Raw genomic sequence first — 10,808 nt, forward strand, 5'->3', positions numbered from 1 at the left:
ATGACCACCCTGCAGAGCGTCCCGGCCCTCGGGACGCACCCGGCTGACGGTTCCACAGCGAGCCGCGCCGAGACTCGGGAGCGACTTTCCAAGGCGACATACGACCTCCTGGTGATCGGCGGCGGCATCCTGGGCATCTCCACCGCCTGGCACGCCGCGCAGTCCGGGCTGCGGGTGGCGCTGGTGGACGCCGGCGACTTCGCCGGCGCCACCTCCTCCGCCTCCTCCAAGCTGCTCCACGGCGGTCTGCGCTACCTGCAGACCGGCGCGGTCAAGCTGGTCGCGGAGAACCACTTCGAGCGCCGCGCGGTCTCCCGCGACGTCGCGCCGCACCTGTCCAACCCCCTGAAGTTCTACCTCCCCGTCTACAAGGGCGGCCCGCACGGCGCGGCCAAGCTCGGTGCGGGCGTCTTCGCCTACTCCGCGCTGTCCGCCTTCGGTGACGGCGTCGGCCATGTCATCAGCGCGTCAAAGGCCGCGCGTGAGGTGCCCGAGCTGCGTACGGACAACCTCAAGGCCGTGGCCGTGTACGGCGACGACCAGATGAACGACTCCCGGATGGCCCTGATGACGGTCCGCGCGGCCGTCGAGTCGGGCGCCACCGTCCTCAACCACGCCAAGGTCACCGGGCTGCGCTTCACAGGCGGCCGGGTCACCGGCGCGGAGCTCGAAGACCGCATGGACGGTACGGAGTTCGGGGTCGACGCCCGTCTGGTGCTCAACGCCACCGGTCCGTGGGTCGACCACCTGCGCAAGCTGGAGAACCCCCACGCGGCCCCTTCCATCCGCCTCTCCAAGGGCGCGCACCTGGTGCTCAAGCGCACCTCCCCCTGGCGGGCCGCGCTGGCGACGCCGATCGACAAGTACCGGATCACCTTCGCGCTGCCGTGGGAGGACCAGCTCCTGCTCGGTACGACCGACGAGGAGTACGAGGGCGACCCGGCCGATGTCGCCGTCAACGAGAAGGACATCACCCAGATCCTGGACGAGGCCGCCTTCTCGATCCGCGACCAGCAGCTGTCCCGCGACCTGATCACCTACTCGTTCGCCGGTCTGCGGGTGCTGCCCGGCGGCCCCGGGAGCACCTCTAAGGCCAAGCGCGAGACGGTGGTCACCGAGGGCCGCGGCGGCATGCTTTCGGTGGCCGGCGGCAAGTGGACGACGTTCCGTCACATCGGCCGCACCGTCGTGAACAAGCTCGCCGCCCTGCCCGGCCATCCGCTGGGCGAGGACATGGAGCCGATGTCGCGGCTGCCCAAGCACCAGCCGCTGCCGGGCATCTCCAACCCGAACGCGGTCGCCCACCGGCTGCTCGTCGACGGCGGCAGCCCCGGCCCGCGGATGGGCGGGGACACCGCCCGCCACCTGGCGACCCACTACGGCTCGCTGGCCTTCGACATCGCGCGGCTGGCCAACGACAATCCGGCGCTGGCCGAGCGCGTCCACCCGGACGCGCCGGAGATCTGGGCGCAGGTCGTGTACGCCCGTGACCACGAGTGGGCCGAGACGGTGGACGATGTCCTGCGCCGCCGTACGACGCTGACGATCCGTGGCCTGGCCACGGACGAGATCCGCGGCAAGGTGGAGGACGTACTGGCCCGCAAGGTCTGAACGACCCGGCGACGCGGCGGGGCCCGGAGGAGAGCGACTCCGGGCCCCGCCGCTGCCCGCGTCCGTCTGATACTCACCGGCTACTTCGGCGCGGCATAATGAGGCGATACATCGGACGTCTGGTGGCAGTTGCCGGACGCAACGAGGAGGTCGTCCATGGCCGTCACCGACGAAGCCATCGAGAAGATCAAGGAAATGATCGTCTCGGGCGCGTTGCGGCCCGGTGACCGCCTCCCCAAGGAGAGCGAACTCGCCGCCGAGCTGGGCCTGTCCCGCAACTCGCTGCGCGAAGCGGTGCGCGCCCTGTCGCTGATCCGCATCCTCGACGTGCGCCAGGGCGACGGGACCTACGTCACCAGCCTCGACCCACAACTGCTCCTCGAAGCGATGAGTTTTGTCGTGGACTTCCACCGGGACGACACGGTGCTGGAGTTCCTCGCCGTACGCCGCATCCTGGAGCCCGCCGCCACCGCGATGGCGAGCTCCCGGATCACCGGCGCCCAACTGGACGCACTGAGCGCCCAGTTGGACGCACTGGGGTCGCAGCCCTCGGTCGAGGAGCTGGTTGCCTGCGATCTCGAATTCCACCGTGTCATCGTGCAGAGCTCCGGCAACTCGGTGCTCTGCTCCCTGCTCGACAGTCTCTCCGGCCCGACGACCAGGGCCCGGATCTGGCGCGGCCTGACCCAGGAGGACGCCGTCAGCCGCACGCTCCACGAGCACCGCGCGATCCTCACCGCGCTGCGCGACGGGGACGCGGAAGCGGCGCGGTCCTGGGCGACGGTGCACATCGCGAGCGTCGAGCAGTGGCTGCGCACCACGCTCTGACCGCGCGCATACCGCGCTGCGGCCTTTTCGAATGATTTCGCGTACGAAGGGCACGCTTTCCCGGTGCGTATCAGGCGTCACCTCAGGCGTCACCGTGTTCACCCGGCCGTGCGCAGGGGCTGCGGCCGGACCTGCTGGAAGCCGTAGGGTTGGCACATGCACAAAGGAACTTCGCAAGCTTCGGAAGGAGGCGCTGGGTGATCGAGCTCGAGGGTGTTCCCGAGCTGATCGACCCGGTCATGGTGGCCGCGTTCGAGGGCTGGAACGACGCCGGCGACGCCGCCTCCACCGCGGTCGCGCACCTGGAGCGGGAGTGGAAGGGCGAGGTGTTCGCGGCGCTGGACGCCGAGGACTACTACGACTTCCAGGTGAACCGTCCCACGGTGTTCCTGGACGGCGGGGTACGCAAGATCACTTGGCCGACCACGCGGCTCTCCGTGGTGCGGATCGGCGGCGACAAACCCCGTGACCTCGTCCTGGTCCGCGGCATCGAGCCGTCGATGCGCTGGCGCTCGTACTGCAACGAAATCCTGGGTTTCGCCCATGAGCTGGGCGTCGAGATGGTCGTGATCCTGGGTGCGCTGCTCGGCGACACTCCGCACACCCGCCCGGTGCCGGTCAGCGGTGTCACCTCCGACGCGGATCTGGCGCGGGCGATGGACCTGGAGGAGACGCGGTACGAGGGCCCGACGGGCATCGTCGGCATCCTCCAGGAGGCGTGCACGCACGCCGGCGTCCCGGCCGTGAGCCTGTGGGCGGCCGTGCCGCACTATGTCTCGCAGCCTCCGAATCCCAAGGCCGCGCTCGCCCTGCTCAACCGTCTCGAAGACCTCATCAATCTGCGGATCCCGCTCGGCGAGCTGCCCGAGGACGCCCGCGCCTGGCAGGTCGGCGTGGACCAGTTGGCCGCGGAGGACAGCGAGGTCGCCGAGTACGTGCAGTCGCTGGAGGAGGCGCGGGACACCGCGGACCTTCCCGAGGCGTCGGGCGAGGCCATCGCCCGCGAGTTCGAGCGGTACCTGCGGCGGCGCGACGGCGGTCCGGGACCCGGCGTGTCCGGCCCCGGCCATGCCACGGACGGCAGCGAGAGCAGCACGTCGTACCTGCGTGACAACGCCAGCGGTCGCACCCGGCCGCCCAGGCCTCCGCGCGCGGAGGCGGTCCCCGACGAGGTGGCCCCCGAAGAGGGGGACGCCGACGAGGCGGGCGGCAGTGGGAGTGGGAGCGGCGGGGCGGAAGACGCCTCGGAGGAGTAGCGGGCGATGCGGGTGGGGGCGGCGCCACACAGCGCGGGTCGGTGATGCGGGCGACCGCGGCGCCCCTGGTGCCGCTCGCGTCGAGCCGCACCACGTCGATCGCGTTCTGCGCCTGCTGGACGACGTACAGGAGACGGCCGAGCAGCAGCAGACCGTCGCCGTTGGGGATCCTCAGCGGGCCCAGGTCGACCTGGCGGGCGACGCCGTTGCGCGGGTCGACGCGCATCAACGCACCGCCGTCCACAACGGTGTTGACCACCAGCAGGGCCCGGCTCGTCCGGGGTTCGCTCGATCCCGTTCGCGGTGAAGGCGGGCCCCTGGGCCCAGCGGTGCCGGGCGGAGTGATCCTCCGCCCGGCACCGTCATGTCCCTACAACGGGCTCTGCAAGGGGTTCAGCTACAGCGCCACCCCGAGGAGTGCGTCGACGGCGCGCGACACCACGCCGGGCGCCCCCTCCTGCGTACCGCCGTCGGACTGCTGGAACGCGGCCCAGCGGTCCACGGCACGCAGTGCGGACGGGGTGTCGAGGTCGTTGGCGAGGGCTTCGCGGATCTCCTCGACCAGGGCGTCGGCGGACGGTCCGTCGGGGCGCGACACGGCGGCGCGCCAGCGCGCGAGACGCTCGACGGCGTCCGCGAGGACCTGGTCCGTCCACTCCCAGTCGGAGCGGTAGTGGTGCGAGTGCAGGGCGAGACGGATCGCGGCCGGGTCGACGCCGTCGCGGCGCACCTTCGACACGAAGACCAGGTTGCCCCGGGACTTCGACATCTTCTCGCCGTCAAGACCGACCATCCCGGCGTGCACATAGGCCTTGGCGAACGGGTGCTCGCCGGTCAGCGCCTGGGCGTGCGACGCGCCCATCTCGTGGTGCGGGAAGGCGAGATCGGAGCCGCCGCCCTGCACGTCGAAGCCCATGCCGAGGTGGTCCAGGGCGATGGCCACACACTCGATGTGCCAGCCGGGCCGGCCGCGGCCCAGGCTCGCTCCGTCCCAGCTCGGCTCGCCCTCACGGGCGGCCATCCAGAGCATCGGGTCGAGCGGGTTCTTCTTGCCGGGGCGGTCCGGGTCGCCGCCACGCTCGGCGGAGAGCAGCCGCATCGCGTCGGCGTCGAGTCCGGAGACCTCACCGAAGTGCGGGTCGGCCTCGACGGAGAAGTACACATCCCCTTCGAGCTCGTACGCGGCCCCCTTGTCGCGCAGCCGCTCAACGAGCGGGACGATGCCGGGTATCGACTCGACCGCGCCGATGTAGTGCTGCGGCGGGAGCATTCGCAGGGCCGTCATGTCCTCACGGAACAGAGCGGTTTCACGCTCCGCGAGCTCGGTCCAGTCTTGTCCGTCGCGGATCGCCCGCTCCAGCAGCGGGTCATCCACGTCCGTCACATTCTGGACGTAATGAACCTGCCGCTTGGTGTCGAGCCACACGCGCTGCACAAGGTCGAACGCGTTGTAGGTCGCCGCATGACCCATGTGGGTCGCGTCGTACGGCGTAATGCCGCAGACATAGATACGGGCGACGGGGCCGGGGTCCAGGGATACGGGACCACCGGTCGCGGTGTCGTGGATCTTGAGGTCGCGGCCCTTACCAGGCAGGGCGGGGACGTCAGAAGCGGGCCAGGCATGCATGTCATGAGCGTAACCGGACGCACGTTCCGGATACGAACCGGATGCGGAACGGATCACTGGTCAGGGCCGGTGAGACATCACACCGGCGGCCAGGGAATAGCCGGCCACTCGCCGCTCGGCTGCGGGTGGCGGGCCGTGGTCCGCAGCGCCGTCACCCGCGCGCGCACCGCGTCGACCTCGGCCGGGGTGATCAGTTCGGCCAGCCGGGTGGCCAGCGGCCGCCCCTCCACCAGAGCCCCGGACACCCGCGCCAGTACCTCCAGGGCCTCCGACGTCAGGGGGTCGCCGGCCCAGCCCCACAGCAGGGTGCGGAGCTTGTCCTCGGCGTTGAAGGTGACGCCGTGGTCGATGCCGTACAGCTTCCCGTCGGCCGTCGGCAACAGGTGGCCGCCCTTGCGGTCGGCGTTGTTGATGACCGCGTCGAGGACCGCGAGCCGCCGCAGCCGCTCGTCGTCGGCGTGCACGAGCAGGGCGGTGCGGCCCTCGGCGACCTCCGCGAGGACGACCGGCTTCCAGCCCTCGCCCGGCTCCTCGTCCTCGACCAGGGCCAGCAGTCCGGCGTCGGCGTCCGCCTCGATCCACAGCTGGCACATGCCCTCGCCGTACGGACCGTCGCGCAGCACGGTCGGCGGCACCAGGCCCCAGCCGGTCGCCTCGGAGATCTCGTACGCGGCGACCTCTCGCTGGGCGAGCGTGCCGTCGGGGAAGTCCCACAGGGGCCGTTCCCCGGCGACCGGCTTGTACACGCAGGACGCCGACACGCCCTCGTACTCGATCCCGCAGTAGAGGACCGCGTTGGAGGCCTCGCGGACCCGTCCGCGGACCGTGAGCTGCCCCTTCGCCAGGACAGTGAGCTGATCCACCGGCGTCACGCTCCGCGGCGGTATCCGTTCTGGCGCGGACATACGTGTCCTTCCGAGTCGAGCGGCAGGCTGCACAGCGGGCAGGGCGGCCGCCCCGCGTTGACGACGTCGAAGGCGCGCTTGGCGAATGCTCTGGCCTGCGCGCCGCTGAGCCGCACCCGCAGCATCGGCGGACCGTTCTCCTCGTCCTGGAGCAGCCGCTCCTCGGCGTCCGCGAGGCCTTCCTCGTCCGAGGCGTCGAGTTCCACCAGGGCCTGCGCCTCGACGATCATGCGCTGTTCCTCGCCATCCCAGGCCAGCGCCATGGTGCCGACGCGGAACTCCTCCTCGACGGGGGCGTCAAGGGGTGCGCTGTCGGTGACATCGGCGGGGGCGACGGCCGGCACCGGGGCGTTGCCGCCGGTGCGGCGCACCACTTCGTCGAGCAGTTCGTCGATCCGCTCGGCGAGGGCGGCCACTTGGGTCTTCTCCAGCGAGACGCTGGTGACCCGGCTGGCCGCCGACGCCTGAAGGAAGAACGTACGGCGTCCAGGCAGCCCGACCGTACCGGCCACAAAGCGGTCCGGCGGGTCGTAGAGGAATACCTGACGGGACACGTCCTGCTCTCCTTGAAATCGGTCGTATGCGCGGGCTCAGGGCCCGTCCACCCTACTGCGCGAAGCGATCACGGTGCGCCCGCGCCGCCTCCTACGGCCGCGTCCCCGCCGTTGGTGTTCTCCCGCGGGGCCAGCGAGGTGAGGTCTCCGGTGTCCCCGAGGCGTACGAGAAAGGGGCGAATCCCGGTGTAGCGGATGGCCGTGAGGGAACATGGGTCGACGTGAATCCGCTGGAAGAGATCAAGGTGAAGGCCGAGCGCGTCGGCCACGACGGACTTGATGATGTCGCCGTGCGAGCACATCACGTAGACGGCGTTCTCGCCGTGCTCCGCCTCGATGCGCGCGTTCCAGTCCCGCACGGCATCGACCGCGCGCGCCTGCATGGCGCGCATCGACTCGCCGCCGGGAAAGGTCACGGACGACGGGTGCTGCTGCACGGCGGCCATCAGCGGCTCGTCGGACAGCTCGGCAAGCTTGCGGCCCGTCCAGTCGCCGTAGTGGCACTCGCCGATGCGGTCGTCGGTGTGCAGCGGGAGCCCGGGGCGCGCGTCGAGAAGCGGCTGGAGGGTCTGGCGGCAGCGGTCGAGCGGACTGCTGACGACGGCGGCCAGCCGCACGGCTGCCAGCCTGGTGGGGAGGGCGGTCGCCTGGGCGGTACCGCGCTCGTCGAGGGAGACGCCCGGTGTCCAGCCCGCGAGCAGTCCCGCGGTGTTGGCGGTCGAGCGTCCGTGGCGTACGAGGATCAGCGTGGCCATGCCGGTCAGCCTAGGCGGCGTAACGCGCCGAGGTGCGCTCGGGCCCGTACCGGGGGAGAATGCGCGCCGTGATCGTCGACTGTGCCATCTACCGGGAAGGGCGCCGCACCGAGGGCCCTTCCGACTTTTCGGATGCCCTCGCGGAGGCGCGTGCCACCGGGGACGCGTTCTTGTGGATCGGGCTGCATGAGCCGACGGAAGAGGAGTTCGCTCTCGTCAGCAGCGAGTTCGGGCTGCATCCGCTGGCCGTGGAGGACGCCCTCGCGGCCCATCAGCGGCCCAAGCTGGAGGTGTACGAGGATTCGCTCTTCGCGGTGCTCAAGCCGGTGCTCTACGACCCGGAGAGCGACACCGTGACCACGGACGAGCTGATGCTCTTCGTCGGCGATTCCTTCGTGGTGACCGTGCGGCACGGCGAGAGCTCGCCGCTGGCCGCCGTACGCCACCGGCTCGAAGCCGATCCCGAGGTCCTGCGGCACGGACCCACCTCGGTGCTGTACGCCGTGAGCGACGCCGTCGTGGACCAGTATGTGGAGGTCGGGATCGAGCTCCAGACCGACCTGGAGGAGCTGGAGGCGGAGGTCTTCGCGCCGGTCGGGGAGCCGACGGGCGCGCTTGCCAAGGGCACGCCCCGCGCCCCCTCGACCGCCGCGCGGATCTACACCTTCAAGCGGCAGGTCCTCGAATTCCGCCGCGCGACGGGGCCGCTCACCCAGCCCATACTGCGGCTGTCGTCGCCCGGCCTGCCGTTCGTCGACGAGCACGCGCAGCCGTTCTTCCGGGATGTGAGCGACCACCTCGCCCGCGCCAACGAGCAGGTGGACGGCCTTGACCGGCTGCTGTCCGACATCCTGTCCGCGCATCTCGCGCAGATGGGGGTACGGCAGAACGACGACATGCGGAAGATCTCAGCATGGGCCGCCATGGCGGCGGTACCGACCATGGTCGCGGGCATCTACGGCATGAACTTCGAGCACATGCCTGAGCTGAAGTGGCTGTGGTCCTATCCGGCGCTGATCCTGTTCATGGCGCTGTGCGAGGTCGGCCTGTACCGCCAGTTCAAGCGGCGCGGCTGGCTCTGAGCCCGGACGGCCGCGACGCCCGGGCGCCGCGCTTCAGGCGAGCCCGGGCACGGACGTCGCGGGGCCGTCGAGTGCGCCCCGGCGCTCCGGCATGGTCAGGCTCACCATCCGCCGCCAGCCGCCGAGGCGTTCGTACCCGTACACGCCGTGAATTCCCGTGGCCAGCGCGGCGGCCTTGGGCTTCGGCCAGCCCAGGATGCGGCCCATCCGCGCCATGACGGCCAGGCTCACGTCCCGGTAGACACCGATCTCGGCGAGGGCGCTCTCGCGCAGGACACGCTGGATCTCCCGGCCGTGCCCGGCGCGGGCCAGGCGGAGCAGTTCCTCGTGGCAGTACGCCAGGTGGTTGTCCTCGTCGTGGCAGATCATCCTGATCGGTTTGCCCGCCTCGGGGTGGTCGCCGAAGTACTTCACCAGCATGTCCATCTGGTCGGCGGCGCGCTGCTCGGTGACCCGGCTGTGGGACAGGTACACGAGGATGTCCTGCTCGGTGAGCGGCTCGTCGCGGCGCAGCTTCTCGTGGGCCAGGCCGATGCCCTTGCGTTCGAGCAGCATTGTGTAGTCGGTCTCCGGCGGGACCGGGACCGGGTCGAGGCCGCGCTTCCTCAGCAGGGCGTTGAAGAGCCTGCCGTGCTTGTCCTCGTCCGCGCCGTGCCGGGTGATCTTGGGTGCGAGGGCACGCATGCTCTCGGGGACGAGGGCCGCGATCCGGCCGTTCTCCCAGCCGCCCTGGGCCTCGCCGCTGGCCGCGATGGAGCAGAAGAGCTGGAAGGAGTCGTCGTTGTCGATGATTTCCTGGAACAGGCTTCGGGCCGAGAGCATCTGGGACACCTCCGTGAATACATCCGCAGAGAACAAGTCAAGTGCGTGATGGGAGGGCGGGCAACCGCTGCGCCGGACAACTCAGCCGGAAGAAGGACAGGGCGAACCGTATCTGCGCGTAACCGACAAGCTCTTGAAGCGTTGTTCTCCATGACGGCCGTGGCGGGGAAGACCCCCGAGCCCCCACCACGGCCGCAGACTTTCTCCACCGCCGGTCGCACCGAACCGGCCCGCTGCGTTACGCCAGACCGGCGCGCTCCAGGGCATCGGTGCCCGCGCGCAGGGCGGTGAGCCGCTCGTCGAGCGTGAAGCCCGCAGGAGCCAGCGTCAGCGTCGTCACTCCGGCCGCGGCGTAGGCCTGCATCCGCTCGGCGATCCGCTCCACGGGGCCCAGCAGGGTGGTCTGGTCGATCAGCCGGTGCGGGATCGCGGCGGCCGCGCCCTTCTTGTCGCCGGACAAGTACTTGTCCTGAATCTCGGCGGCTTCCTTCTCGTAGCCCATGCGCTGCGCGAGCTGGTTGTAGAAGTTCTGCTTGCGGCTGCCCATGCCACCGACGTACAGCGCGGTGTACGGGCGGAACGTGTCGGCCAGCGCGTTGACGTCGTCGCCGATGGCGAGCGGCAGCGTCGGGCAGACGTCGAAACCGTCCATGGTCTTGCCGGCCTTCTCGCGGCCCGCGCGCAGGTGCCTGATCGCGGTGTCTTCGAGGTGGTCGGCGGAGGGGAAGATCAGCAGCGCGCCGTCGGCGATCTCACCGGTCTGCTCCAGGTTCTTGGGGCCGATCGCGGCGATGTAGAGCGGGATGTGCTCGCGCTCCGGGTGGACCGTGAGCTTGAGCGGCTTGCCGGGGCCTTCGGGCAGCGGCAGCGTCCAGTGCTGACCCTCGTACGACAGGCGCTCGCGGGTCATGGCCTTGCGGACGATCTCCACGTACTCGCGGGTGCGGGCCAGCGGCTTGTCGAACTTCACGCCGTACCAGCCCTCGGAGACCTGCGGACCCGAGACGCCCAGGCCCAGCCGGAAGCGCCCGCCCGAGAGGGAGTCGAGGGTGGCCGCCGTCATCGCGGTCATCGCGGGTGCACGGGCCGGGATCTGGAAGATCGCGGAGCCCACGTCGATACGCTCGGTCTGGGCGGCCACCCAGGTGAGCACGGTCGCGGCGTCCGATCCGTAGGCCTCGGCGGCCCAGCAGACGTCGTAACCGAGGCGGTCCGCCTCCTGTGCGACGGCCAGATTGTCGCCGTCCATCCCCGCGCCCCAGTAGCCGAGGTTGATACCGAGCCGCATAACCGCTCCTCTTACTCGTGAGTAACGTCCTTGTGCCGGGGACTCTAACGCGCGGGAGCGCGATCCGTCAGGACCGGGTT

10 protein-coding genes are annotated in these 10,808 nt (G+C 70.5%); 4 read left to right on the forward strand and 6 right to left on the reverse strand.

Features of this window, described 5'->3' with window-relative positions; genetic code table 11:
- From ABCR94_RS20960 to ABCR94_RS20970, 3 genes are all read left to right on the forward strand, one after another.
- Nucleotides 1-1,611, forward strand: a complete 1,611-nt coding sequence (locus tag ABCR94_RS20960) for a glycerol-3-phosphate dehydrogenase/oxidase (protein WP_347121125.1) — start codon at nucleotides 1-3, stop codon at nucleotides 1,609-1,611.
- Between the two features lie 156 nt (nucleotides 1,612-1,767).
- Complete coding sequence (locus ABCR94_RS20965; protein ID WP_347121126.1) at nucleotides 1,768-2,439, forward strand: FadR/GntR family transcriptional regulator; 672 nt, start codon at nucleotides 1,768-1,770, stop codon at nucleotides 2,437-2,439.
- A 197-nt stretch (nucleotides 2,440-2,636) separates the two neighbouring features.
- Nucleotides 2,637-3,695 carry a PAC2 family protein gene (locus ABCR94_RS20970; RefSeq protein ID WP_347121128.1) on the forward strand — a complete coding sequence of 353 codons (1,059 nt, stop codon included), beginning with the start codon at nucleotides 2,637-2,639 and terminating at the stop codon, nucleotides 3,693-3,695.
- 397 nt (nucleotides 3,696-4,092) lie between these two features.
- Here ABCR94_RS20970 and mshC read toward each other — a convergent pair whose 3' ends face one another.
- From mshC to ABCR94_RS20995, 4 genes are all read right to left on the reverse strand, one after another.
- A complete protein-coding gene (gene mshC, locus ABCR94_RS20980) occupies nucleotides 4,093-5,322 on the reverse strand; it encodes a cysteine--1-D-myo-inosityl 2-amino-2-deoxy-alpha-D-glucopyranoside ligase (protein WP_347121129.1) in 1,230 nt (409 codons plus the stop codon).
- 77 nt (nucleotides 5,323-5,399) lie between these two features.
- Nucleotides 5,400-6,227, reverse strand: coding sequence for an Rv2133c family protein (locus tag ABCR94_RS20985; RefSeq protein WP_347121131.1), 828 nt, complete (start codon nucleotides 6,225-6,227; stop codon nucleotides 5,400-5,402).
- A complete protein-coding gene (locus ABCR94_RS20990) occupies nucleotides 6,191-6,781 on the reverse strand; it encodes an Rv2134c family protein (RefSeq protein WP_347121132.1) in 591 nt (196 codons plus the stop codon). Before ABCR94_RS20990 ends, ABCR94_RS20985 begins: the two co-directional genes overlap by 37 nt.
- A 68-nt stretch (nucleotides 6,782-6,849) precedes the next feature.
- On the reverse strand, nucleotides 6,850-7,536 hold the full coding sequence (locus ABCR94_RS20995) for a histidine phosphatase family protein (protein WP_347121133.1): 687 nt from the start codon (nucleotides 7,534-7,536) through the stop codon (nucleotides 6,850-6,852).
- A gap of 59 nt (nucleotides 7,537-7,595) precedes the next feature.
- On the opposite strand from ABCR94_RS20995, the gene ABCR94_RS21000 reads away from it, so the two are divergent.
- Nucleotides 7,596-8,618: a magnesium and cobalt transport protein CorA gene (locus ABCR94_RS21000; protein ID WP_347121135.1), complete on the forward strand. Its 1,023-nt coding sequence runs from the start codon at nucleotides 7,596-7,598 to the stop codon at nucleotides 8,616-8,618.
- Between the two features lie 33 nt (nucleotides 8,619-8,651).
- Here the strand turns inward: ABCR94_RS21000 and ABCR94_RS21005 are convergent, their stop codons facing one another.
- Nucleotides 8,652-9,440, reverse strand: coding sequence for a ferritin-like domain-containing protein (locus ABCR94_RS21005; protein WP_347121136.1), 789 nt, complete (start codon nucleotides 9,438-9,440; stop codon nucleotides 8,652-8,654).
- Between the two features lie 238 nt (nucleotides 9,441-9,678).
- Nucleotides 9,679-10,728: an LLM class F420-dependent oxidoreductase gene (locus tag ABCR94_RS21010; protein WP_347121137.1), complete on the reverse strand. Its 1,050-nt coding sequence runs from the start codon at nucleotides 10,726-10,728 to the stop codon at nucleotides 9,679-9,681.
- Between the last annotated feature and the right edge of the window lie 80 nt (nucleotides 10,729-10,808).

The organism is Streptomyces changchenzhani (genome assembly GCF_039766235.1).
Classification (GTDB): domain Bacteria; phylum Actinomycetota; class Actinomycetes; order Streptomycetales; family Streptomycetaceae; genus Streptomyces.

Excerpts from the sequence above, each read along its gene's own strand:
- ABCR94_RS20965 (WP_347121126.1), top strand. The coding sequence starts at position 1,768 with ATGGCCGTCACCGACGAAGCCATCGAGAAGATCAAGGAAATGATCGTC.
- ABCR94_RS21005 (WP_347121136.1), bottom strand. The coding sequence starts at position 9,440 with ATGCTCTCGGCCCGAAGCCTGTTCCAGGAAATCATCGACAACGACGAC.
- ABCR94_RS21010 (WP_347121137.1), bottom strand. The coding sequence starts at position 10,728 with ATGCGGCTCGGTATCAACCTCGGCTACTGGGGCGCGGGGATGGACGGC.
- ABCR94_RS20985 (WP_347121131.1), bottom strand. The coding sequence starts at position 6,227 with ATGTCCGCGCCAGAACGGATACCGCCGCGGAGCGTGACGCCGGTGGAT.
- mshC (WP_347121129.1), bottom strand. The coding sequence starts at position 5,322 with ATGCATGCCTGGCCCGCTTCTGACGTCCCCGCCCTGCCTGGTAAGGGC.
- ABCR94_RS20960 (WP_347121125.1), top strand. The coding sequence starts at position 1 with ATGACCACCCTGCAGAGCGTCCCGGCCCTCGGGACGCACCCGGCTGAC.
- ABCR94_RS20995 (WP_347121133.1), bottom strand. The coding sequence starts at position 7,536 with ATGGCCACGCTGATCCTCGTACGCCACGGACGCTCGACCGCCAACACC.
- ABCR94_RS21000 (WP_347121135.1), top strand. The coding sequence starts at position 7,596 with ATGCGCGCCGTGATCGTCGACTGTGCCATCTACCGGGAAGGGCGCCGC.